Genomic DNA, 24,724 nt, shown 5'->3' with positions numbered 1-24,724 from the left:
AATGCTGCCGGACACGCTCGAATGCGGGCGCTCCGCTGTCTCCCGGCCCGGTGCTCAAGGGCTCCAAGTCTTCCGCGGCGATGCCTGCGGCCGCGGAACGCGCGGCACGAACCCAAGTATCCGCCGTTATGCGCCGGCCTTCTTCTGAGAGCGCCCAAGTGCCCGCAAGGCCAAGCACGAGAATAGCCAGGAGCAACCCCAGCGCGAAGAGAATCTTGCGATCGGCCCAGAGCGGCTTGGCCATATGGGGTCTCCCCTTTTGCGGCCTATTGTATCGCCGGGGCAGACAGCAATAAAACAACGCCGGAACGCCGTGCGCAATGCCGTATGGAACCCGCTGGCCAACCGCAGGAATCACGCGCGTATCACCGGGTTTTGTCAATCCGGCGGGCCCGTCGGCTGCCCCGGCAAGAAAGCCCCCGAAGAAGGAATGGAGCGCATCGCGCGACGTGGCCAACCTTTCCCCTGCCGTCCGTCAAAAGCACACGAAAGACCCGATTACTGCAAATAGGCGCCAGGACTTCCTTCAAGCAGCGCCTTTTTCGGCGTCATCTCGGCGGCGGTACTGGGGCGCTACGCCGACGCACCGTTGAAACACTTCCGTGATATGCGCCCAGTCCGCCTCCAAATCGCCCGTGGGATAGAACAGGTCCGTCACGCCAATCCATCTTTCCTTGTAGTTCATGATTCCAAACAGAATGGGCACATTCGCCGCCACGGCAATCCGGTAGAACCCGAGTTTCCAGTATTCCGCGCCTTTCCGCGTGCCCTCGGGGGTGATGACCACGTTGACCCGGTCGCTCTCGCGGATAACCTGTGCCATCTGGTCTACGATGCCCTCCGGGGAGCGCCGGTTGACCGGGACCCCGCCCAGCCAGCGCAGCAATGCCCCAAGCGGTCCGCGGAAGATCGTGTCCTTGATCATGAATACGGCCGGCATGCTCAAAGCCAGGGCAGCGGCAAGGGTGTACACGAAATCCCAGTTCGAGGTGTGCGGCGCGCACGCCACGACGCATTTCGGCGTATCCGGCGCCTGCCCCACCAGCCGCCAGCCGAACACCCGCAGAAAGGTGCGGCCCAGCCAGCGCGAGAACGGGCCGTAATGAGTGCGCTTCTTCGTATAATGATGAACCGGCATGGGGGCATCAGGCATCGTGCGATTCTTCCATGGTTGACATTTGACACACAGGCGCGCTACCGCGGCATCCGCCGGAGTCTGGTGTTAGACAGCCCCGCCGGTGTGCAGGTTTCCCCGATAAGACGGCTGTACGCCGCGACAATCGTCTGTGTTGGTACGACACCTTCTCCCCTTCACCGCGGCACATCCCGCGCAAGGACATTCCCTGGCTGTTCACGTGTTCCGCCGATACTGGCCGCCGACGGCGAACAACGCCTGCGTGACCTGGCCGAGCGAGCAATAACGCACGGTCTGCATGAGTTCCGCGAAGATGTTGCCGCCGGTGATGCAGGTCTGTTGCAGCGCCTCCAGCCGCCCGGGCGCGGCCGCGGCGTGGCGCTGCCGGAACGCGCGCAGGCGCTCGAGCTGCCTTCGTTTTTCCTCTTCGGTGCCCCGGCGTAATTCGAGCCGGCTGATCGCTTCTTCATGGTCGGCATGCGGATTCAGAAACGTGTTCACGCCAACGATGGGATGGGCCCCGGCCGTCTTCAAATGCTCGTAATGCAGGCTCTCATCCTGGATTTTGCCGCGCTGATAGCCGCGTTCCATCGCGCCAAGCACTCCGCCCCGTTCGCTGATGCGCTCGAATTCACAAAGCACCGCCTCCTCGACCAGGTCTGTCAATTCGTTGATGATGAACGAGCCCTGGAGCGGGTTTTCATTAAAGGCGAGGCCATGTTCCTTGTTGACGATGTGCTGGATGGCCATGGCGCGGCGGACGGATTCCTCCGTGGGTGTCGTGATCGCCTCGTCATAAGCGTTCGTGTGCAACGAATTGCACTGGTCATAGATGGCGGTCAGCGCCTGCAAGGTGGTACGGATGTCGTTGAACTGGACCTCCTGCGAGTGGAGCGACCGGCCGCTGGTTTGGATGTGCGCTTTGAGCTTTTGGGCGCGCTCATCGCCGCCATAGCGTTCGCGCATGGCCACGGCCCAGATGCGGCGCGCGACACGGTTGACCACCGCATATTCAGGGTCCATGCCGCACGAGAAGAAGAACGAGAGGTTCGGCGCGAACGCGTTGATGTCCATGCCGCGGGCCAGGTAGTACTCGACATACGTGAACCCGTTCGCAAGCGTGAACGCGAGCTGCGTAATCGGGTTGGCGCCCGCCTCGGCGATATGATAGCCCGAGATCGACACCGAGTAGAAATTGCGCACGTCGTTCCGGATGAAGAATTCCTGCACGTCGCCCATCATTTTCAGTGCGAAATCGATGCCGAAAATGCACGTATTCTGGCCCTGGTCTTCCTTGAGTATGTCCGCCTGCACCGTGCCGCGGATGCTGCGCAATACGCCGGCCCGGATGCGCTCCGCTTCTTCTTCCGAGGGTTCGCGGCCGTGTCCGCGAGCAAACGCGTTTGCCTGCTGGTCGATGGCCGCATTGAAGAACATGGCCAGAATAATGGTCGCGGGCCCGTTGATCGTCATCGACACCGATGTATTCGGCGCGCACAGGTCAAAGCCCTCGAAAAGCTCGCGCATGTCGTCCAGCGTGCATATGGCAACGCCTGACGAGCCCACCTTGCCGTAGATGTCCGGCCGTTCGTCCGGGTCGAAACCGTAAAGCGTGACGGAGTCGAAGGCGGTCGACAACCGCTTCGCGGGCGCATCCTTCGAGAGATATTTGAACCGCGCGTTTGTGCGCCGCGCATCGCCTTCGCCCGCGAACATGCGCGTGGGGTCTTCGTCGCCGCGTTTCAGCGGGAAACTGCCCGCGGTGTAGGGGAATGCGCCCGGGACGTTCTCGAGCAGCAGCCAGCGCAGCAGTGCGCCCTCGTTCTCGAAACGGGGCAGCGCCACGCGCGGGATACGGGTCCCGGCAAGACTCTCCTTGTACAACGGCGCGCGAACTTCGCGTCCGCGCAGTTCGTAGACCAGTTCTTCGTCCGCGTAGCGCTGGCGCAAACGCGGGAAATCGTCCAGCAATCCGGTGCACCGTGGGTCCAGTTGCGCCGCCAGCGCATCGCGCTTCTCAAGCAATGCCGCGCGCCCCGCCTCGCTTTCGACAAGCTCCGAGGCCCTGGACAGGTGCCAGCGGTCCTGCGCGATGCGCGCCTGGCTATCGGCCCACGCGCGGTAGCGCCTCACTGTCGCCGCGATCTCCGCCAGGTACCGCGCACGACCATGCGGCACGACAACCGTGGAATCCGTCGAGCATTGGGACGCGGGACGCGGCAATTCGGAACGCAGCGCAAGTCCGCGCTTGGCATTGAGCGCATCTATCAGGGCGTGGTAGAAGGCCGTGACGCCGTCGTCGTTGAACCGCGACGCGATCGCGCCGAATACCGGCATGCGCTCAACGGGACTTTCAAACAGACGGTGATTGCGCTGGTACTGCTTGCGCACGTCGCGCAAGGCGTCCAACGCGCCGGGCCGGTCGAACTTGTTGACGACCACGAGGTCCGCGTAGTCCAGCATGCTGATCTTTTCGAGTTGCGACGCAGCCCCATATTCGGGCGTCATCACGTATACGGCCACATCGGCCAAGGGCGCGATGGCCGCGTCACTCTGGCCCGCCCCGGCCGTCTCCGCAATAACGAGTTCATACCCTGCCGCGCCAACGGCGAGAATCGCTTCCTGCAGTACCGCGGCGACTTCGCCCCCCTGCGCGCGCGTAGCCAGCGACCGCATGTAAACCCGCGGATGCGCCGCGCTGTTGACGCGAATGCGGTCCCCGAGCAGGGCGCCGCCCGTGCGCCTGCGCGTCGGGTCGGTCGACAGTATCGCCACGCGCTTCTCCGCGAAATCGTGGAGAAAACGGGTTGCCAATTCGTCAATGAGCGACGATTTTCCCGCGCCGCCCGGGCCGGTAATGCCGACAACCGCCGTCGCGGCGCCCATGTCACCTGCCGCGCCATGAGCATCCGATTCACCCGCCCGCGGGATCTCCGTTTTCACGGGGAGAACGTCCACGCCGCGGGAAGCCCTTGCGGCTTCGAGAACGGTGATATACCGGGCCAGTTCACGTTGATCATCGAGGTGGTACACGCGTCCGGGCTCGAGCGCCTGCCGGTCCGCCAGCGTCCGCGCGACTAAGTCGTCGATCATGCCGCGCAAGCCCAGGCGCCGCCCGTCTTCCGGAGAATAGATCTTCGCGACGCCCCGCGCCTCGAGTTCCCGGATTTCACGCGGCACGATGACGCCGCCGCCGCCCCCAAATACTTTGATATGGCCGGCGCCGGCCTCCCGCAACAGGTCGAGCATGTAGGGAAAGAATTCCATGTGCCCGCCCTGATAAGAACTCACGGCAATGGCGTCCGCATCTTCTTGTATGGCCGCGCGCACGATTTCCTGCGCCGGCCGGTTATGACCGAGATGAATGACTTCCGCGCCGGCCTCAAGCAACACGCGGCGCATGATGCTGATGGCGGCGTCGTGTCCGTCAAAGAGCGCTGTCGCCGTTATTACCCGGACGGGTCCGCGAACCCAAGTATCAGGCGTTTCGAGTGCAAGCGTCACGGCGGCCATGTCCTGGATCCCTCGTTTGCCGAAGTCATTTCATTCAAGATCAACGCCGTCTGCTGGCGGCTGTATTCATCCACCGTGTAGCTCTTGGCAAGGAACCAGCGCCGGAACGCCCACATATGTCCGAGCACGACGACGTTGTGCGCCATGAGCCGCAGCGCCCTGCCGTCGCGAAGGCGCAGCGTGCCATCTTCCCGCCCGGCGCGCAGGATTTCCTCGAAGATGCGGGTGATCCGCTCTTCGTTTCGCAATACGAAGCGGCGGGATACCGCGTCCAGCGCGCCCGTTTCGCGGTAAATCAGCAGAATCGCGTCCTGCATCCGGTCGCAGACGCGCATGTACTCCGCAATCGCCGCCTCAAGCGACGCGCGGCCCGTTGCCGCCCCCCCAATCCGCTCACGCAACGCATGCTCCATGTCCCTGTGGATCGCCTCGCAAACCAGGTAAAGCACGTCCTCCTTGCTCTTCACGTACTCATACAGCAGCCCCACGGACCAGCCCGCCGCCTCGGCCAATTCGCGTGTCGTCGTCCGGTGGAACCCCTTCCGAGTGAACAGGCCCACGGCCGCATTGACAAGTTCGCGGCGTTTCTTCTCGACCAATTCGTTGTTCTTCACACGCGCGGGTATGCATTTGCGTTTGTGCGCGGTCTGAGTGGACGGCATGGGGTATCTCCTGACTGAGCGCTCGCTCAAAATAGTACCAGACGGCGCGCCGCGTGTCAATGCGCCGCTGTCAATACGCGCCGGTTGCAGCGTGAAACGTCCTTCCGTTACCATATCGTCGCACATACGAACGCGGGCAAGCATGTGTCCATGGCGAGGCGGGGTTGCCGGGGTGAAATCCAAAGCGCACGCAGGGAATGCAATGCGGGGAGACGCAGCATGTCGAATTGGACCGGATTTGTCGCGTGGTTTGACGATTGGTGCTCGGACGTCGTTGACGGTCTCGTCGACCGCGGAACGGGCCTCTTGTCCAGCCTGCCGCTTTTCCAGGTAATTGAGTTCATTCTGGCATTGTTCGGCAGGACCATCACCATATAGTCTCTGCAAAATTCGAGCAAAGGAGCATGTCTCAATGGGCTGGGGTGACTTTTGGGGCGATGTGACGGAGCAGGTCTGGACGATGGCGCTGGACTACTGGATGACGGCGTTTACGCATTTGATCGCCGGGCTGGTCAACTGGATATTTGGTGTGAACGGCACAGGCAACGGCATCGTCCCCTGATTGCCAACCCCCGATAGAAGACGCTCGCACGCGCGCGGCGGTCCCGCCTTGCATTGAGGGCATGCGGGGGGGTTTGTTAGAGTCAGCGTTGTCTGCATACTCCTGTGTCTGAACGCCGGGTGAATCCTCTCATGACCGAAAAAAGACAATTCGTTGAACCACGCACGCTGAAAGGCTTCCAGGACCTGTTCCCGGGCGATGTGCTCCCGAGACAGCGCCTCTTGCGCGCAATCGAGTCCGTTTTCGAGCGATACGGGTTCGCGCCCGTCGAGACGCCCGCCATGGAGTATCTCGACGTGCTGCTTGGCGCAGGCGGCGAAGGCGCAAACAAGGAACTGTTCCGCTTCGAAAGCCCCGAAAACGAAGCCATTGCGCTGCGGTTCGACCTCACGGTGCCGTTCGCGCGTCTGCTCGCCCAGTACCCCGAACAATTGAAACCGCCGTTCCGGCGCTACGCCATCGGCCCGGTCTGGCGCGCGGACAAGCCGGGCGTGGGCCGTTTCCGCCAGTTCGTGCAGTGCGACATCGACGTCGCAGGCGCCGCGACGGTTGCGGTGGATGCGGAGATCATCGCCGTGATGGCGGACATCATGCGCGCCGCGGGCGCGACACGCTTCACGGCCGTTATCAACAACCGCAAGGTCATCGACGCCCTGCTGGACGCTTGCGGGGTCACGGAGCAGGCCCGGCAGAAACACGTACTGCGCATTATCGATAAGCTGGACAAGGCCGGGGCAGACAATGTACGCCTCGAACTCGGTCCCGGGCGCGTCGACGAATCGGGGGACCCTATTCCCGGCGCGAAGCTCGATGGCGCAACCATTGGACGGATCCTGGACTTCATCGCGATTGAGGGCGGCAGCCGCGCGGCTGTCGCCGCGGCGCTGGAGACCGCGCTGCCAGACAGCAAGGCCGCGCAAGAGGCCATTGCGGAGATGCTCGAACTCTCGGACGCACTGGATGCTTTGGGCGTAGACGAGGCACACGCCCGCTTCACGCCGAGCCTCGCCCGTGGACTCGATTACTACACCGGGCCCGTGTTCGAGATGGCGCTCCCCGATGCGCCGCAATTCGGCTCCGTGATGGGCGGGGGCCGTTACGACGGCCTGGTCTCGCGGTTCCTGGACCGCCCGGTCCCCTGCACGGGCATGTCGGTCGGACTCGACCGGCTGGTCGCGGCGCTCAGGCACACGGGGTGCCTCGACGATGTCAGCACGCCCGTGCAGGTGCTCGTGGTGACGATGGGAAACGTGCCGAAAACGGAAACGCTGCGGCTTGGCGCGGAACTGCGCGCCGCAGGGCTCTGCACCGAGACGTTCTTCGCCTCAAAGAAGAAGATGCAGATGGGCAACCAGCTTTCGCACGCGGACCACTACGGAATTCCCGTCGCCGTCATTCTCGGGGAGGACGAACTGGCCCATGGCGTCGTAGCGGTAAAAGATCTGTGCGCGGGCAAGGCCGAGCGCGAGCACATCGTCGACCGCGAAGCCTATCGCGAAGCGGGCAAGACCGGGCAGGTGACGGTGCCACGCGGCGAGATGGTGCCGGCAATACGCGCTCTGCTCGATCAACACCGCGCATAATCGCGTCTGCTGGCAGCGGTCCCCCCCACGCCGCCTCCCGCGTCACACTTGAATCAGCACCTTCATCACCCCGGCATCCTGCGCGCGGCGGAGCGCGGCGACCCCATCGGCGAGCGGGAACACCTCGGAGATCATGGGCCGCACCTCGACGTTGCCCATCGCCAGCGCGTCCATGGCCGGGCGGAAGGGGCCGCAACGGCTGCCCACAATGCGCACTTCGTTGACCACCGGCACGCTGAATTCGAGTGCGGTCGCCCGCGGAACGGTCGTCTTCAGGATGATCGAGCCCTCGGGGCGCACCAGTTCAAGCGCGCGCGCCAGGCCGCTCTCCGAACCGGTTGCCTCGACGACAATGTCGGCCCCTCGTTCGACCGGCTCGTCGGCGAGCACCGTGCCGATCCCCAGACGGGCCAGCATTTCCAGCTTCCAGGGATGCTTGCCCACGCACACCAGATTCTTCGTTTGCAGCCATAAGACCTGGGCGCAGAGCTGGCCCAACTTGCCATCCCCCAGCACTACGACGCGGTCATCGCCCGTGATGACTACCTGCTCCGCGATCCGGAACGCGGAGGCGACCGGTTCCGTGAACACGGCCACATCGTCCCGGATGGAGGACGGCGCCAGGTGCAGGTTTTCCTCCGGCAGGGCGAGAAACTCCGCGAATGCGCCATTCCGGCCCTGGATACCGAGCACCGTGCGGTTCAGGCAGTGGTGCGGCATCTCGAGTTGACAGAACTGACAAGCGTGACAGACGCAGTTGATCTCTCCGACCACCCGTTTGCCAATCAGGTGACGGTGTTCCGCGTCTTCCACAATCCCGACGAACTCATGGCCGGGGATGCCTTCAAACCGCATGTAGCCCCGCATGATCTCGAGGTCGGTGTTGCAGACGCCCGCCACCAGCACGCGAATCAGTGCTTCACCGGGTCTCACGCGCGGCAACGGCGCTTCCACAAGCCGTAACTCGCCGTCAAACACGAGTGCGCGCATGTGTAGGCCTCCTTCTGCAATGCCGCGGCCGCCCACCGGGCCTCCTGGCGGATCCGGTCTGTCGTGGGTATTCAATCGGACTGCGCGGGTGGTGTCAAGTCACAGACAGCCTATGCGCAACCGGCAAGGCACGGTGCGATTCCTTTTGCGGGGTCCGGCTTATTCCTTAAGCAGTCCGACGCGCCGTTTGCGCAGATTGTCGTAGAAGACGAGCGCGATGATCAGCGACCCGATCAACACCCGCTGCCAGTTGTCGTTCAAGCCCATCAGAATGCAGAAATTGGTGAGCACGGCCATGATGAGCGCGCCCGCAAGCGACGTCAACGCGCCGCCCTCGCCGCCCATCAGACTCGCGCCGCCTATCACGCACGCGGCGATGGCGTCCAATTCGCTCATCTCGGCGGCGTTCGGCGACCCGATCATCGTGCGCGACGCCAGGACCATCCCGCCGAACCCCGCGAGGAGGCCGCAAATCGCATAGGCGGCGATGCGGATCCGGTCTACGGGCAAACCAGACAAACGCGCGGCTTCGCGGTTGCCGCCTACGGCATATAGATACCGCCCAAACCGCGCAAGGGCCAAGGTCACGGCGCCGGCTGCCGTGATGGTCAACGTTATTGCGACAGGAAACCACCAGGCACGCGAACCGCCGAGCCAGGCGAAGACTTCCGGCAGATCGGAGATGTTGGTTCCGCCGGAGAGCAGCCGCGCGGCGCCGCGCGCAATCATCATCATGCCCAGCGTCACGATAAACGGCGGAATACGGCCTTTCGCCACCAGCAGGCCGTTGGTCAGTCCACAGGCGAGACCCGTGGCTGCACCCGCGAGCACGCCCAGCGCGGCAAGCGCGAGCGAGTCATCGCCAAAGACCTGTTCCAGCCCGGCCGATTTCATGCAGAAACAGCCGGCCATGCCCGCGAGCGCCGCCACGCTGCCCACGGATAAGTCGATGCCCGCGGTCAAGATCACAAGCAGTTGACCCACGGCAAGCACGCCGACAAAGGTTGTGCGCGCCATGACCTGCTGCACGTTGTGCGGCATGCGAAACGGAGGCGAGATAACCGCAAACAGGACGCACAATCCCGCAAGGATGAACAGCGGCGAATGCTTCGCTACGACCCGCTTTATTTCTTCGTTCCACATGATGTCCGGCCCTTGGCCCCCGGCATTTGCAGTGCGTTACGGCAAGGGCAGCGCAACCGGCCGCCCTTCCTTCCCCGACAAATCCGCGGCATAGCAGATCTCGTGCGTCTTGTAGGCGTCGGCCACATTAGCGTGGCTCTCCCGGTCCCGCTGAATGCAATCGACGAGGTGCGCAACCTCGTCCGTGAAGGGATGATGCGTTACATCGCCGCTGTCCGGCAGCACCGTAGGCACCTGAACCCAAGACGTCTGACCGGGGAACTTGGCGCGCGAATAAATCTGGTTATTGCGGATCGTGCCGTGTGTGCCAACGAGATTGATGTCGAAAACGTAGGGCTGGATACACTCGATGCACGAGACGACCTTGCCGATGCGCCCGTCCGTGAATTTGCATACCGTGCAGGAGGTGGGATCGTACTCGTATTCCTTGAAATCGGCGCCGCGGCCGAACGTCGAGTATTGAAACACCTCCGCCACTTCACCGCCCATGAACCAGCGCAACGCGTCCATCGCGTGACAGCCCGCCGCAAGCAGCGAACTGGCGCCCACCTCCCGCTTCACGTTCCAGCCGTAGAGTTTGTACCACGGCCCGATGCCGTGGAAATAGTCCACCTCGCCGAAAAAGATGTCGCCTATGGTGTCGTCCGCCAGCTGCTTCTTGATGATCTCGAAAAGCGGGTTCCAGCGAAGCACGAAGCTGACCACCGATTTCACGCCCGCCTTGGCCACTGCGTCCCGGATGGCGCGCGCTTCCTGGATGCCGACTGCCATCGCCTTTTCCAGGACCATATGCTTGCCCGCCTGCGCAGCGGCGACGGCCTGCGCGCAATGACAGTCTGGCGGCGTGGCAATCACGACGATATCGATGCCGTCCATGGCGAGCAGCCGCTCGTAGTCGGTCAGAATCTCGCAGGACACGCCCTTCTGGCCCGTAAGCGCGTTGGCGCGGTCCTTGTTCCTTGCGCAGACCGCGCGTATTTCCGTGTGCGGGTTTGCAGAGAAAGCACGCAGATATTCTCCGGCGACCCAACCGGCCCCGACCATGCCCACTCCGAGTTTGTTCATGACATGCCTCCCCGTAACACGACATCCGCGCCGCGACAGGTTCATTTCCCCGAGTCGCGCGACATTGTAGGCATTCCTGAACGGGGCTGCAACCATTCCCGCCGTGGCTTTCCATCAAGGACGCACGGCCTGAAGGCCAAGGCCAGTCAGCGACGCGCGCATCACCCGATACGCGAGTCGAGTTGACAGCGCGGCGGCAATGTGGTAAGCTTATGATGCTTGACAACTCCGAGGGGAGGTCTATGCTTGCACATAGACACCTCCCTTGCGCTTCGCGGTGCGGCAGGGCGTTAACCGGTTCTCACTAAAAGGTTTAAGCAGGTAAATTCCTATTGTTGGTGGGTCATGGCCAGTCCGCAGAGGTACAACCGGGACCACATTTCTGAAGTACTTGCGGCAATCGACATTGTCGATGTCATTGGCGCATATCTCGAACTAAAACCGGCGGGATCGCGATTCAGGGCCCTGTGCCCCTTTCACACCGAGAAGACGCCCTCGTTCATCGTAAGCCGCGACCGGCAAATGTACCATTGTTTCGGCTGCGGCAAAGGCGGCGACGCCATCGCCTTCATCGTGGAGTACGAGGGACTCAGTTTTGCCGAGGCACTGCACAAGCTCGCGGACCGCGCGGGCGTGCGGCTGCCTGCCGTGCCGAACAGCGACCAGCGCTCGGATTTCCTGCGGACGCAGGCCATGGAGTTGTGCCGCCAGGCGGAGCACTTCTACCGGGAAACGCTGCGGGCCCCGGAGCGTGGCGAGCGAGGCCGCCGCTATCTGGAAACGCGAAAGTTGAAGCATGAAACCGTGGAACGGTTCGGCGTCGGATATGCCCCCGAGGGCTGGTCGAATCTCCTCGACGTGGCGCGCAAGAAACGCTTTGCACAGGACGTCGTCGAAGCCTCCGGTCTGTTCAAGCGGGGCGAACGCGGTTCCTGGTACGACATGTTCCGCGACCGGTTGATATTTCCCATACGCAACCCCTCGGGCAATACGGTGGCGTTCGGCGGCCGCGCGCTTGCCGAAGGCGAGGCGAAATACATCAACTCGCCCGAAACGTTGATCTACAAGAAAGGCCGCGTGCTGTACGGTTTGTACGAAGCGCGGGAGGCAATACGGCGCGAGAAACGGGTGTTGCTGGTCGAGGGCTACATCGATCTGCTGCGTTGTTTTGACGCCGGTATCGAAAACGTCGTGGCGACATGCGGCACGGCCTTGACTTCGGAACAAGCGGCCATGATCCGCCGCCACGTTGCGGATGTCGTGGTCGTATACGACGGCGACGCGGCGGGCATCCAGGCGGCGTTGCGCGGGATTGGGTTGCTGGTGGCGGCGGGCCTGCAGGTGCGTGCGATGGCCCTGCCCGAAGGGCAGGACCCGGACGACTTCCTGCGGCAGGCCGGCGCCGAAGCCTTTCAAGGTCTTGTAGAGGAAGCGCCAGATTTCATCACGTTCTGCGCCAGGATGAACCAGGCGCGTCTGGGCAGTATCGAGGGCAAGTCCGCGGTGGCGCGGGAGATGTTTGCCGTGCTGCAGCATATCGAGGACCAGTTGCGGCTCGATGATTACCTGAAACGAGGTGCGCGGGAGTTGGGTCTGAATGAATGGTCGTTCCGCGGGGAATTCGAAAAGTTCCGGCGAGCGGGAGAGCGGCCGGTGCGGCCCCGCGAGGCGGCGCCCAGTCCGCGTTGGAGCCGCGACGATATCGATTTCGTGGCGGCGCTCGTGCAGAGCGAGCCGTTGCGCGCCCGCGCGCGGGATGCGTTGCGAGCCGTAACGCTGGAGCCGGGCCCCGTGAAGGACGTGCTGAGCGCAATTCTCGGTGAGGAAACGGGCGGCGCGGAACTTACTCCGAATTTCGAGAATGATATGGCGATGTCGCTCTATACCGCGGCGGCGACCTCTGAGCCGCCCCGCGGCGCAGCCGCCGACTCCCTGGTTGAGAAACGGCTGTCCCGGTTCGAACAGGAGGCGTTGCGCGCGCGCGCAGCCTCGTTGCAGGCGGCCATCCGCGAGGCGGAACGGGCGCAAGACCAGGAACGGGTGGTGGCGCTTTTGCAGGAAAAGGTGCGCGTGGAACAGGAGCTTCGCGAGAAAACGGGGCTTACGTAGCGGAAAAGGTGCTTGCGCGGCGAGGCGGTGCGAGGCGGCGCAGTTTGCGCGGCCCGCCGCAGGCGCCGGCGGCACATGCGGAAATGGTGGTTCAATCGGCAAGGGCACAATTCAGGTGGTAACAGCACATGGCGGTAACTTCCAAGACCAAGGCAATTGAATCCGAAAAGACACGCAAGGCGCTCGAAGAGGCTCGTAAAAAGGGCAAGGTAACCTACGACGAACTCGCCGAGATGCTGCCGGAAGACGCGCCGGTCGTGGACTTCGATGAGGTCATGGTAGCGCTGAGCGACATGAACGTCGAGGTCGTAGATGAATTCAAGATCGACACCGAGTCGCAGGAACAGGCGAAGAAGCAGGCGGCCCAGGCACGCAAGCAGGAACTCAAGCGCGAAGCGGCGCACAGCCGCCTCGAACGGGCGGACGACCCCGTGCGCATGTATTTGCGCGAGATGGGCCGCGTGCCCCTCTTGACCAAGGACCAGGAAGTCGCGATTGCCAAGCGGATCGAGGCCGCGGAACAGGAGCTCATTGAAGTCCTCCTGCATACGCCCTACACGCTCAAAGAAATCACGATGATTGCCGCGCGCCTGCTCGCGGGCAGGCTCAGCTTTGTCCAGATTACCGACATCGAGGACCCGCGGACGCAGCACCAATTCGTGAAGCGGCTGCCGGAACTCATGGAGAAAATCGGCGCGCTCGACGTGCTCATCGAATCTCAGGAAAAGCGGCAGCGGCGTTCCCGCCTTTCGCGCAAGAGCCGCGACAACATCAAGAAACGCGTCGATGCCTATCGCTCGAAGCAGGTCGAAATCATCCGCCAGTTCTGTCTCAAGCCCAAAGAAATCATGAAGATCGCGCGCAAGATCAAGGGGTTGAGGCGGCGCATCCACGCTGCGCGCGACGAGATTGACCGGGTCGAGCGCGAAATCGGGTTTGAAGGGCGCGATGTGCACAAGATGGCTGTGCAGGTGCGCCGCTCGCCTGTCGCCGCAGCCAAGTATAACCTGGATAAGGACGTCGTGCTCGACGCGGAACGGCGTCTGCAATTGTCGTTGCGCCGCATCGAACAGATCGAGGCCGACGCCAAGCTCGGCGCGGATGAAATTAACGCCCTCATCGACACAGTCAAGGCGAAGGAAGAAAAGATTTACAAGGCCAAGATGGAACTGGTCGAGGCCAACTTGCGGCTGGTCGTCAGCATTGGCAAGAAGTATACCAACCGCGGCATGTCCTTTCTCGACCTGATCCAGGAAGGCAACATCGGCCTGATGAAGGCCGTAGACAAGTTCGAATACCAGCGCGGCTACAAGTTCAGCACGTACGCCACGTGGTGGATCCGCCAGGCCATCACCCGCTCGATCGCCGATCAGGCGCGCACAATCCGCATTCCAGTGCACATGATCGAGAGCATCAACAAGCTCGTGCGCACGAGCCGCCGGATGGTCCAGCAGCTGGGCCGCGAACCGAGCCCGGAAGAGATCGCGGAGGAAATGATCATGTCTTCCGATAAGGTGCGCTCGATCCTCAAGATCGCTCAGGAGGCTATCAGCCTCGAAACGCCCGTAGGCGACGAAGGCGATTCGAGTTTCGGCGATTTTATCGAAGACAAGAGCGCCGAGAACCCTGCGAACGCCACCGCGTTCAGCGTGTTCCAGGAAAAGCTCTCCGAAGTGCTCGCGACACTCACCGAGCGCGAAGAGAAGGTGCTGCGGTTGCGGTTCGGCCTCGGTGACGGCTACCCGCGCACGCTGGAAGAAGTGGGCAGCGTATTCAACGTGACGCGCGAACGCGTGCGCCAGATCGAAGCCAAGGCGCTGCGCAAGATGCGCCACCCGACGCGCGCGCGCGAGTTGAAGTCATTCGTCGAGTGGAGTCTGAATCAATAGGACGCTGCACGCCCGCCCTGCAACGGTGCGCGCCCCCAAGAATCGCTCTTGGGGGCGCTTCTGCTGTCAGGGAATACCTCTTTGACGGGAAACCCGTTTGAATTCTTGGATATTCGCGCGGCCAGGGGCAAGATGGCTGGAAAGCGCTCACGCACCGAATGACTTGCTTCAATCCGCCATGGTATCGTGCACCGGCGTTGGGAGGAGGATTGAAAAAGCAGCGATGGCCTATCCGGCATTGATAGCAGCGGCAGCCGTTCTGGGGACGCTCGCGACGCGTCTGCTTGGCGTTGGCACGAGCGTGGAAGGATGGCTCTACCGCATGCTTGCGGGTTTCGGGCTCTGCGCGCTGTTGGCGATGCTCCTTGGCAGCAGCAGTCTCAGCCTGGCGACTACCGCGCTCTACACCATCGCCGCCGCGGGATTGCTTTGGGAAATTTCACGCGCCCGGCGCACGCACAACGCCCCTGCGGCAGCACCCGCGCCCGCCGGTGCCCCGCTGACCCTCTTCGATTTCATAAGTCTGGGCGCCGTTACAGGCGCTTTGCTTATCGCGCTCCTGTCGGCCTTGGCGCCCGTGACGAGTTGGGACGCGGCCGCGGCACATCTCGCGTTGCCTGCCGCATACGCGCGCGACGGTTACATACACGCGCTTCCCGGTAACGGATACTCGGGCTATCCTCACTTGTTGCACAGCCTGTATGCGGCGGCCTATGCCGGCGGCGGCGAACAGACCGTTTCACTCGTCAATTGGACCTTCGGCGCGCTCGCCTGTTTCGCCGTATACGCGCTCGGCAAACGCATCGAGAACCGGCGCTGCGGCTTTGCCGCCGCAGCGCTGCTCGCCACGGCGCCGGTATTCCTGGACCAGGCAGGTGCGCCTGCCATCGACCTGGGCTTCGCGGCGATGACAACCGCGGCCCTGGCCGCTCTGGCCGCGTGGGCCGACGAGCGCCGTGACGGCTGGCTCCTGCTCAGCGCCGCGCTGGCGGGCAGCGCCTGCGGCGCGCGCCACGCGGGCCTGCTCGTCTGCATGCTGCTGTTCGCGGGCGTCCTGTGGTGCGGGCGCGCACGGCGATTCCGCGCCGCGACGCTTTTCGCCGCGCTCGCCGCGGTCACCGCGCTGCCTTGGCTCGCGCGCAGCACGGCCGTTACCGGCAATCCCGTCTTCCCGCTATTGTCGTCTGTTTTCCCGGCGCACGGCATGGAACATGCCGCTCTTCCGGGTTTTGGGGCTGCTGAATCCGTGCGCGACACCGGCGGCGCCGGCCTGGTGACGTTGATGCGCTTTCCCTGGGACATCATCATGCGCCCGCACCTCTACGACGGCTGGAGCAGGTCGCCGGGCGGCATGGTGCTGGCGCTGGGCATGCCCGGGTTGGTTTTGGGCGGGCGCAGGGCGCTGGCGCTGGGCGCGTTCAGCATCGCGGGCGGCACGTTCTTCTTCTTCTATCAGCGTCTCGCCCGATACCTGCTGCCGTTCTTCCTGCCGATGATGGTTGTCGCCGCGGTGATGACCAACCGCGCGCGCTGGCTCTGGAACGGCGTCGCCGTGCTGCTGACGTGCGCCTTCGTCTATGGCCTGGCGCTCCACGTGATGACTTTCCAAGCCAAGTTACCCGTGCTGTTCGGAAAGCAGACACGCGAAGCATACCTGCGTGAGCATATCGAACGATTCCCCGTCTTCGAGTATGCGAACCGGTACCTCGCCGACAAGGGTGTGATTCTCACCCCGGACCAGCGCACCTACTACCTGGAAGGTCCCGCGTTCCAGAATCATGCGGCTATGCGGCGCATCGCCGGACTCGACGCGGAACGGCAGCGCGCGTGGCTGCGCGAACACGGCATCCGCTATGTGATCATTCCGTGGACGTACCTCGAAAGCTCAAACGAACTGCGTGATGGGCTCCTGCCCATGTTTCAGCAGTGGCAAGCGGACTTGACCCATTTCCGGACAGTCAAGGACTTCCAGCTGCCCAGAATGCACGGCGCGGGCGAAGAACAGGTAGACATCCTGGAGTTTTCGGGCCTTTCGTAGCGCGCTCTCGCCTTTTACGAAGCCGCGGGCGGCAGTTCCCGGCCCAGCAGGCGTTCGGCGAGGCGCGTGGCCAGCGACATGATGGTCACTTGCGGATTCACCCCGAGCGCGCTCGGCACAATGCTGCCGTCGCACACGTACAAGCCGGGCACGCCATAGACCTGATGGTCCTGACCGCAAACGCCGCACCCGGCCGAGGCGGCCATGCGGCACGTTCCCAGCGGGTGAAACGCCATCGCCTCGATTTCCGACGCGCGCAGGGGCGCCCGCTCGAAGCGGTCCACGTCATTGAGACTGTGAAACACGTTTTCCTTCCGGTTCACGGGCGTATACACGCGCAACGCGCCATGGCGAAGATACAGGCGCGCGAGAAAAGCGATGCCGCGCCGCATGCGCTCGAGGTCGGTCTTTGTCAGCGAGTAACGGAATACGCAGCCGTAGCCCGGCGCGCGCATCATGCGGCCTTCCGTGGTGTCACTGACCATCATGCCGAAAGACGCGATGTGAGCGTATCGCCTGATGAAATGCGCGAGCCGGGGACCGATCAAGGGCATGGCCATGGCGGCCAATTCCGGCGGCATGCTCGCGCCCTCGAACATGATCCCGTCATCATGCAGGCCGTCGTAGGAATACGATTGCGGCACGCCTTTCCAGTCCTCGACCCGCTCCTCGAATTCCGCGTAAACCTTGGTTGCGGGGTGCACCGTGAGGTGTCTGCCCAGATGCGGGTTGCCGTGCGCGATGCCGTTGTCTCTCAACACCTGCGGCGTGAGGAACGAGCCGCACGCCAACACGACGACGGGCGCGCGCAGCGTCAAACGCCTGCGTTGTCCGCCCGCGGCAACCGCGGCAATGCCCGCAGCCCTGCCCGCGCTGTCGCACAGTATCTTCCCGGCGCGGGCATGCACGAAGGCCGTTGCGCCAGCGCGCAACGCTTTCGGCAGGTAGCAACGGTCCATGCTCTGTTTCGCGCCTGACGTGCAGCCGTAACAACACGTGCCGCAACCCTCGCAACCGCGGACGTTGCGCCGCAACGGCGCGCCGCGCAGACCTTCCCGTTCCAGCAGTTCATGAATGAGCTGATTCCCCCGGCTCATCAGGGCAAGGTCGGTCGTGGTAACGTTGATCTCGCGCTCGACCCGCTCAGACGCGCGGGCAAGATCCCCGGGTTCAATCTCCGTAAGCCCGAGATCCCCGCGCCAACGCGCAATCACGTCTGAGGGCGTCCGGAAACACGTGCCGGAATTGATGGTCGTTGTGCCGCCGAAACATTTGCCAGCGGGCGCGACGACCGCAGGCCGGCCCAGCGTGCCGGTAAAGCCGCAGTCGCGGTAGAGGCGCGCGAGCGACGCGAACGGCACGTCGCGGTGGGCTGTATGAACTCCACCCTCCTCGACTATGGCGACACGCCGGCCGCCTTCCGCAAGTTCTTTCGCAATGACCGCGCCACCCGCGCCGCTGCCCACGACAACGGCGTCGAACGCGGCGTCCACGTCCGCGTCCAGTTGCGCGGCATCCGCGGGAGCGATGCCAGAAGCCGTGGCGTTTGTCATGGCGCGGTCCTCGCCGGGGCGCAGGGGCCGCCGGCGCCATCGGCCGGGCGCGTGAGCCGGTGTTCGAGGAATGGCGCGTAGCCGGTCCCGGCGGTCACGGCGGGATCCTGGACCAGACTTCCAATGGCGATAAGACGCAGGATCTTGAAAATGTTGCGCACCCCGCTGAGGTAGTGATGCGCCCACACCTCCGCGTACCTGGTCCGCGCTTCGAGCGACAGCCGGCAAAACGGCCTGACCTTCCGGGCCAACAAGCACGGCAGGTATTCGAAGACCCCCAGAGTTACCCGGCAGGCGGCCCGGAATAATGGAGGGAGATGCTGAAACGTCAGGTCGGCTCGGTCAAGGACGTCCGGCATCGCCACGCGGTCCAGCAGTTCCCGCTCGTCGCCGGCCAGCGTGACAATCAACGCCTCCATCGTCAGCCGCGCGCGCGGCGACAGGGCGCGGCATGACCCCTCACGTTCCGCGTTCATGAAGCTCCCTCCCTTGGAAGGTGCGAAAATCTACGCTGTGTTCTGGCACAAACGCCCGCGCGGCGTCAAGTACCGCGGCGTCTGCACGGTTTCACGGAGTCCTCAGATCAGGAGGGGCACATCGGCCCAACGTTCGCGCGTCACGACTTCGAAGGCGACCGTACCCACGGCGGTAAGCGTCCGCTCGAGCGCGTCCCCGCGCCGTACCCGGATCGTCATGTCCGACACCTTCGAATTGTAGCAGTACAAGAGGCTCCCGTCGGTGTCTTCGTAGGTGACGCCCGCGAACTGGCCGCGCGCCGCGCGCACTTGGCCGTGAAACGTGATCGATTGGAAGCGCGCGTCGAAGCTCCATCCCGTGTCATCGGCGTGGGACGGAGTGCGCAGGGCCTGACGCGTACGGTTGAGACGGTATGCACGCCCCTCGTGGAAAATCAGCATGCTCGTCAACGGAGGCGTGCCCTTGGCGCGGCCCAGGCGCGCGCGAGCCATCAACCCGTCCCACACGCAGTCCACCGGGTTTCCTTGTTCGTCCCGAAACGTGTTGCAGTGGCCCCAGACCCAGGAGTGGCCGTTTTTCGGCCCGGCAAGGTGCCCCTGCATGCCTGGGGCGTCGCGCCACTCGTGGCGTTGGCCATCCACCTCGCTCCAGCCGTTGAAACGCAGGTCCTCGAACACGGTCAGGGCCGTATTCTTGACCAGCCGCGCCCGCGCCAGGGACTGAGGCACGAAATCGAAACCCAGGTCACGTTCCGGCCGCATCGTCAAGTCCCAGCGGATGCTGCGCCCCTTGTCCTGGAGTTCGCCACCCGTGGCGTTTTCGGAGAAGAAGCAGTTGCCGATGCGCAGGCTGGGCATTTCTTCCTCCGCGCCGGGCACAAAAACGTCAAGCCGTCGCGTGTGCTTGAGCGCCGTCTTGAGTACGCTGCCGTCCGTGCGGTGAAACGCGATGGCCCACGTCTCCGCGATACGTTTTGAGCCGTCGCTGCGCACCAGGATCGTAAACCGCAGCCAGAGCGCGCGGCCCGCGCCTGCGTCATTGAGCTTGAGGTACCACACTTCCTGAAAACCGCGTCCGGGCCCTTCGAGCGCAGGGCTCCAGAGCGGCCGGTTCCCCGAGGCGAGCGTGCCGCGCTGCCCCATGACCGCTACTCCTCGCTCTTGGGCGGCGCGTCCGCTCCCGTGTCCGGCGCGTCCGCTCCCGTGTCCGGCGCGCCCGCGGCCGGCGCGCGCCCCGCTATAGCCGCGCGGAGGGTCAGGATAAGCACCAGGATCGCGATGGGCAGGTCCGTGATAACACCGGCCAGGTAGCCGAAGACGGGCTTGCCGTCAACATGATGATGCATGAAGTAATAGAAAAGACCCAGGCTGGACACCACTTTCGCGAGGACTTGGATCCAGGCGTAGCTGCGCTGCTGCGGCGCGGCGGCCGCGGCGAAAGACAGCGCGCTGAGCATGGCCATCATGGAGAACGTGAGCGAGACCCAGAAGAACTCCGTGCTCTCCGGGAGCGGGGCCAGCGATGTCGTTATGCTGGGCAACATGTTCAGCAGCCAGAAAACGAACTTTGGAGAGAAGAAAAAGACGCACCCGGCAACCGCGTAGACTACGCCCAGCAGGCGCATTACCGTTACATACTGCCGCACCGCGGCGGGCATTGTGCTCTGAACCATCCCGGGCCCTCCTTACTGCTCTGGCCGAGCGATTCCTATCTTAACACTGTCAGGCCCGGCAGTCACCATACATGCCAGTTGGGTTCCGCCGCACAATCCGCTTCGGCAAGGAGCCGGTCCAGAGTGCTCCGCATTTGCTGATAAGTCTCCTTCAGTTCGCCCTTCGCCCTGCGAGCGATCAACGCGTCCAGCGTGCCGCCTTCCGCCGCGACCTGGAAATCCGCGAGCAGGTTGTTCCTCTCGCCGGGGTCCGCGTCGAGGTCGTACAATTCGTAGCGGTCCCAGACGCCGTGATACTGCAGGAACTTGTAGCGGTCCGTGCGCACACCCAGCACGGACGGCGTCTGCGGAAACGACCGCTCCCAGAAATACTCGTACAGCCAGGCGTCGCGCCAGTCCGTGCGCGATCCGTCCAGCAGCCCGTAGAACGAAGCGCCCTGAACGGTGTCGGGTATGGGCAGGCCCGCCGCCTCGATGAAAGTCGGTGCGAAGTCGATGTTCAGGATCATTTCACGGCGGCGCTGCCCGCCCGCAAACAGTCCCGGGCAATGAACAATCAACGGAACACGAATCGAGGCTTCGTACATGGTGCGCTTGTCGATCAGGCCGTGTTCGCCGAACTGAAAACCGTTGTCCGAAGTAAACACGATGATCGTGGAGTCCAACTGGTCCGTCTCGCTCAGCGCTTGAACAACCCGGGCCACGCTGTCGTCGACCGCGCGCAGCGTCTCCGCATATTCCCGCGTAAAACGGTCGAAATCGGTCGTGTTATTGTACATCCCGTCCACGCCGTGCCAACTGCGCCGCTGCGCGCGCACCCAGGCCGGCTTGCCGCGATAGTTCTCCTCCGTATCGGCCATGGACGCCGGGCGCGGATAGGTCCGGTCCGCGTAGCTTCCCGCGTGGCGCGGCGCGGGCTGGAAATCGGCGTGCACCGCCTTGTGCCCGACGTAAAGCAGGAACGGGCCCGAATGCGGCTTGCGAATGAATTCCTCCGCGTAATCCGTGATCAGGTCCGTCACGTAGCCCTCCTGCTTCACCTGCTCACCGTTGATGTTGAAGGTCGGGTCCCGGTACACGCCCTGGCCGCGAAACGACACCCAATGGTCGAACCCCGGCTGCGGCGCGTCGGTGGACCCGCCCATGTGCCACTTGCCGACGTAGGCGGTCTCGTAGCCGCCCCGCTTCAGTTCCCGGGGAAACGTCGGCGTGGATTCCGGCAGCAGGGTGTTGTTGTCGAGAATACCGTGCCGGTGCGCGTACTGGCCGGTAAGTATGGAGGCGCGGCTCGGCGAACACAGCGACGTCGTGACGAACGCGCGATCGAACAGGATTCCGCCCCGGACGAGCGCGTCCAGCGCAGGCGTCTCGAAATAGGGGTTGAGCATGCCCAGCGCGTCGAAACGTTGGTCATCCGTGAGGATGAATACGATGTTGCGCGCGCCCGGCTTGGCGGCTTCCTGCGCTTCCGCCCGTTCCCCGACCGCGGCGCCCATCGCGGCGGCGCCCGCAAGTTTCATGAAGTCCCGGCGCGTCGTTCCGTCTCGCATGGTCCCTTCCTTCCGTTTCCCCGCGCATTGTAGCAATTCGAGGCCCACACGCAAACCGCAAAGGGGCCCACAGGACGAAAACGGCCTGAAGGACGAAGAGAAAAGGGCGCGGTAGACAGCAGCGCCTCACCCATCCGCCTGGTCCTTTTGGCCGCTATACGCTCACGCCTGCCCCTTGAGCTTGTCGAGCAGGACGGCCGCGAGGATGACCAGCCCGAGCGTGACCTGCTGGCCGAAGGTCTCGACGCCGATCCAGGTGAGGCCGCTGTTGAGCACCGAGACCACAAGCAGCCCGACGAAGGTCCCGACGACGCTGCCGCGGCCGCCGCTGAGACTGGTGCCGCCCACGACGACCGCGGCGATCACGGCGAGTTCGTCGCCGACGCCGACCTTCGGGCTGCCCGCGCCGAGCCGCGACGAGAGCATAAGCCCGGCCAACGCGGTGAGCGCGCTGCACAACATGTAAACCTTGACCTTGACGCGGGCGACGTTCACGCCGCTGAGCCGGGCCGATTCCTCGCTGCCGCCGATGGCGTAGACGTACCGGCCGAATTGCGTCATGTTGAGCAGCACGGCCCCGCACACGAGCACGGCGACAAAGAACAACACGCTCACGGGCACGTGCCCGAACAATTGGTAGCGGCCCACCTGAGCGTAAAGGTCAGGCAAAGGCGATACGGGCTTGCCGTCGGTGATCAGGTTGCCCAATCCGCGAAGCGAACTCATCAGCGCAAGCGTCGCGATGAACGGCGGAATGGCGAAGCGCGTGACCAGCAACCCGACAAGCGCGCCCGCGCCCGCGCCCAAGACCAAGGCCGCAATCCAGCCGCCGCCGATCCACGGCGCCGCCGGTTCGCCTCCGTACCGGGTCACAAGCGCGCAGATCACGCCCGCGAACGCGAGCATCGAGCCCGCTGAAAGGTCAATACCGCCCGTGAGGATTACGAAAGTCATCCCTACGGCAACGACTCCGTGCACGGAGGACTGATTCAGGATCAGGATTGCGTTGTCGAAAGAAAAGAAGGACGGTTTCCCCTGATACCGTCCGACAAACTCAAAAATGATCACCTCGACGAACAACGCCGCCAGCAGCGGCCCGAACACGAGCAGGCGGCGCGTTGCGGCGTCGATTGGGCGCGGCTCAGCCGCCATCGCCGGGCGGCGCCGGTTGCGCGGGCGCAGCGTCCGCGAGGGCGTTCAGGCGCGCCTCGTAGTCCGCGGGGCGCGCCCCCGCAATCAGTTGCTCGACTTGGGCGCGCGCCGCGTCATCGAGGTTCTCGCGATACCCCCAGGCGCCGCCTTCCGTCTCCGGCTTGCGTTCGAAGGAGCCCACGTGCGCGCCGTCCACCGTGCGATAGACAAACGCGCCGTCATCCCCCTGCAAGACGCATTCCGCGACCGCGACGCTCTGTGTGCCCGCCGCGTCGGTAACCATCATCTTGGTGACGTAATAATTCCGCATGGCCTCCGCGCGCGCGGCCAGTTGTTCCGCCTGCTGGCGCGCCGCCGCGATTTCGGCCTCCAGCGCAGCCTTCGCTTGCGCCAGTGTTTCGCTCTCTTCGCGCAGGCGCGCATTCTCTTCGGTGAGGCCGCGGGTCGTCTCCTTCAACGTGTTGTTTTCCGCCGTCAGGCTCTCATGCACTTCCTTGATGCCCGCGTTCTCCGTTCCCAGCGCCTCGACATTTTTCCGCAACGCGTCCATTTCCGCCGCTGCGACTTCCTTCTGCTGCGCAAGCTCCTGCTCGAGCGCCGTGACGCGTTCCTGCAGCGCCGCATGCTCGGCGGCCAGCGCTTCGTGCGCCTGCTGCGCCGCGGCGGCGTCCTGCCGCGCCTTGTCGAGCGTCGCAGTCAAAGCCGCGTTCTCCTGCGTCAGGCCCGTATTGTTCTCCTTAAGTTGCCGCGTCTCGTCCAGCGCCGCATTCAATTCCTGCCCCAACTGCTCCTTGTCCGCGGTGAGCGCGGTATGGTCCTGCTGCAATTGCTCGAATTGCGCGGCCAGGTTCGCGTGTTCCTGCTGCAACTGTTCCTGTTCGGAGGTCAACGTCTGCACCGATTGCGTCAACTGGTCCCGTTCCGTGGTCAAGCCCGTGACCCTGCCGCGCAACTGCTCAATCTCTGCATACGCCGCAGCGCAGCCTTCCTCGAGCTTCACCGCGGCGGAAGACAGCGCCGCCGCGTGGTCCGTGAGAGCGGCCTTCTGTTTCTGCAGCGTGTCGCGCTCGCTGGTCAACGCCCCCACCTGCCCTTCAAGGCCGGTATTGGCGGCGGACAAGTCGTCGATGTCCACCTGCAGCCCGGAAATGACGCCGTTCAGCCGTTCAATCTCGCGCAATTGGGGATTGGGCAAGAACGCGAACTTGGGGCCCACGTATGGGCCGGCGACGACGCCCAGGACGACCCCGACGATACCCACAATCAGCCACGCGTAGCCGCGCCGCGACCGGGCGCGCTCCTTCTGCGGCAGCGGCGGCATCTTCTTCGTCGCCAGGTCCATGATCTTTTCCTGGCCGGTCTTCTCTCCCTTCTTGGCTGCGGCCGCCGCGCCTCTTCCCCCCTCGACTTCGAGGCGCAGCGGCGGTTCCGCGGGCGCACCCGGCTGAGCCTTCACCGCTTCAGCCGCTTTCCGCGCCGCTTCACGGACGAGCACCGACTCCTCCGGCGTTTCCTGCGCCGGTTTGCCGCCAGCGGTCGCCTGCGGCGGGAGCTGTTCCTTCTTCTTGGGCGAAGCCTTTCCCTTCTTCTTTCCTCCCCCCGCCGGTTGCTTCTTTTGCATCATGATTTCG

At 64.0% G+C, this 24,724-nt stretch carries 20 protein-coding genes; 6 read left to right on the top strand and 14 right to left on the bottom strand.

The features are described from left to right. The 4 genes from KA184_03065 to KA184_03050 form a co-directional block, all read right to left on the bottom strand. The coding region (locus tag KA184_03065; protein MBP8128534.1) for a hypothetical protein at positions 1 to 244 on the bottom strand (244 nt) is incomplete at its 3' end. Positions 245 to 526: 282 nt separating this feature from the next. Then, positions 527 to 1,153 (bottom strand): lysophospholipid acyltransferase family protein, encoded by a 627-nt coding sequence (locus tag KA184_03060; GenBank protein ID MBP8128533.1) that lies wholly within the window; start codon positions 1,151 to 1,153, stop codon positions 527 to 529. A 198-nt stretch (positions 1,154 to 1,351) separates the two neighbouring features. Further along, positions 1,352 to 4,648 carry a methylmalonyl-CoA mutase family protein gene (locus KA184_03055; GenBank protein ID MBP8128532.1) on the bottom strand — a complete coding sequence of 1,099 codons (3,297 nt, stop codon included), beginning with the start codon at positions 4,646 to 4,648 and terminating at the stop codon, positions 1,352 to 1,354. Continuing rightward, on the bottom strand, positions 4,636 to 5,310 hold the full coding sequence (locus KA184_03050) for a TetR/AcrR family transcriptional regulator (protein ID MBP8128531.1): 675 nt from the start codon (positions 5,308 to 5,310) through the stop codon (positions 4,636 to 4,638). The genes KA184_03055 and KA184_03050 overlap by 13 nt, the downstream gene beginning before the upstream one ends. Before the next feature lie 219 nt (positions 5,311 to 5,529). On the opposite strand from KA184_03050, the gene KA184_03045 reads away from it, so the two are divergent. The 3 genes from KA184_03045 (at position 5,530) to hisS (ending at position 7,455) form a co-directional block, all read left to right on the top strand. Then, positions 5,530 to 5,688, top strand: a complete 159-nt coding sequence (locus tag KA184_03045) for a hypothetical protein (protein ID MBP8128530.1) — start codon at positions 5,530 to 5,532, stop codon at positions 5,686 to 5,688. Positions 5,689 to 5,722: 34 nt separating this feature from the next. Next, positions 5,723 to 5,872: a hypothetical protein gene (locus KA184_03040; protein MBP8128529.1), complete on the top strand. Its 150-nt coding sequence runs from the start codon at positions 5,723 to 5,725 to the stop codon at positions 5,870 to 5,872. A gap of 131 nt (positions 5,873 to 6,003) precedes the next feature. Continuing rightward, on the top strand, positions 6,004 to 7,455 hold the full coding sequence (gene hisS, locus KA184_03035; GenBank protein ID MBP8128528.1) for a histidine--tRNA ligase: 1,452 nt from the start codon (positions 6,004 to 6,006) through the stop codon (positions 7,453 to 7,455). A gap of 42 nt (positions 7,456 to 7,497) precedes the next feature. Here the strand turns inward: hisS and KA184_03030 are convergent, their stop codons facing one another. The 3 genes from KA184_03030 to KA184_03020 all read right to left on the bottom strand — a co-directional run bounded on the left by KA184_03030 (position 7,498) and on the right by KA184_03020 (position 10,653). Next, complete coding sequence (locus KA184_03030; GenBank protein ID MBP8128527.1) at positions 7,498 to 8,445, bottom strand: alcohol dehydrogenase catalytic domain-containing protein; 948 nt, start codon at positions 8,443 to 8,445, stop codon at positions 7,498 to 7,500. A gap of 159 nt (positions 8,446 to 8,604) precedes the next feature. Continuing rightward, a complete protein-coding gene (locus tag KA184_03025; protein MBP8128526.1) occupies positions 8,605 to 9,588 on the bottom strand; it encodes an ABC transporter permease in 984 nt (327 codons plus the stop codon). A gap of 36 nt (positions 9,589 to 9,624) precedes the next feature. Then, complete coding sequence (locus KA184_03020) at positions 9,625 to 10,653, bottom strand: Gfo/Idh/MocA family oxidoreductase (GenBank protein ID MBP8128525.1); 1,029 nt, start codon at positions 10,651 to 10,653, stop codon at positions 9,625 to 9,627. Between the two features lie 345 nt (positions 10,654 to 10,998). Between KA184_03020 and dnaG the strand changes: the two genes are divergently transcribed. The 3 genes from dnaG to KA184_03005 all read left to right on the top strand — a co-directional run bounded on the left by dnaG (position 10,999) and on the right by KA184_03005 (position 16,689). Continuing rightward, a complete protein-coding gene (gene dnaG / locus KA184_03015) occupies positions 10,999 to 12,762 on the top strand; it encodes a DNA primase (protein MBP8128524.1) in 1,764 nt (587 codons plus the stop codon). A 128-nt stretch (positions 12,763 to 12,890) separates the two neighbouring features. Next, positions 12,891 to 14,651 (top strand): RNA polymerase sigma factor RpoD, encoded by a 1,761-nt coding sequence (gene rpoD, locus KA184_03010; protein ID MBP8128523.1) that lies wholly within the window; start codon positions 12,891 to 12,893, stop codon positions 14,649 to 14,651. A gap of 223 nt (positions 14,652 to 14,874) precedes the next feature. Continuing rightward, positions 14,875 to 16,689: a glycosyltransferase family 39 protein gene (locus KA184_03005; GenBank protein MBP8128522.1), complete on the top strand. Its 1,815-nt coding sequence runs from the start codon at positions 14,875 to 14,877 to the stop codon at positions 16,687 to 16,689. A 14-nt stretch (positions 16,690 to 16,703) separates the two neighbouring features. Here KA184_03005 and KA184_03000 read toward each other — a convergent pair whose 3' ends face one another. The 7 genes from KA184_03000 to KA184_02970 form a co-directional block, all read right to left on the bottom strand. Beyond that, a complete protein-coding gene (locus tag KA184_03000; protein MBP8128521.1) occupies positions 16,704 to 18,242 on the bottom strand; it encodes a GMC family oxidoreductase in 1,539 nt (512 codons plus the stop codon). Continuing rightward, a complete protein-coding gene (locus tag KA184_02995) occupies positions 18,239 to 18,718 on the bottom strand; it encodes a hypothetical protein (GenBank protein MBP8128520.1) in 480 nt (159 codons plus the stop codon). Before KA184_02995 ends, KA184_03000 begins: the two co-directional genes overlap by 4 nt. A gap of 102 nt (positions 18,719 to 18,820) precedes the next feature. Then, a complete protein-coding gene (locus KA184_02990) occupies positions 18,821 to 19,861 on the bottom strand; it encodes a hypothetical protein (protein ID MBP8128519.1) in 1,041 nt (346 codons plus the stop codon). 5 nt (positions 19,862 to 19,866) lie between these two features. Next, positions 19,867 to 20,391 (bottom strand): hypothetical protein, encoded by a 525-nt coding sequence (locus tag KA184_02985; GenBank protein ID MBP8128518.1) that lies wholly within the window; start codon positions 20,389 to 20,391, stop codon positions 19,867 to 19,869. A gap of 62 nt (positions 20,392 to 20,453) precedes the next feature. Continuing rightward, positions 20,454 to 21,941, bottom strand: a complete 1,488-nt coding sequence (locus tag KA184_02980) for a sulfatase (GenBank protein MBP8128517.1) — start codon at positions 21,939 to 21,941, stop codon at positions 20,454 to 20,456. Positions 21,942 to 22,103: 162 nt separating this feature from the next. Further along, positions 22,104 to 23,093 carry an ABC transporter permease gene (locus tag KA184_02975; protein MBP8128516.1) on the bottom strand — a complete coding sequence of 330 codons (990 nt, stop codon included), beginning with the start codon at positions 23,091 to 23,093 and terminating at the stop codon, positions 22,104 to 22,106. Further along, a complete protein-coding gene (locus tag KA184_02970; protein MBP8128515.1) occupies positions 23,083 to 24,717 on the bottom strand; it encodes a hypothetical protein in 1,635 nt (544 codons plus the stop codon). The genes KA184_02975 and KA184_02970 overlap by 11 nt, the downstream gene beginning before the upstream one ends. Between the last annotated feature and the right edge of the window lie 7 nt (positions 24,718 to 24,724).

It is taken from the genome of Candidatus Hydrogenedentota bacterium (assembly GCA_018005585.1).
Classification (GTDB): Bacteria; Hydrogenedentota; Hydrogenedentia; order Hydrogenedentales; family JAGMZX01; genus JAGMZX01.
This window is presented reverse-complemented; position numbering and strand designations above follow the sequence as displayed.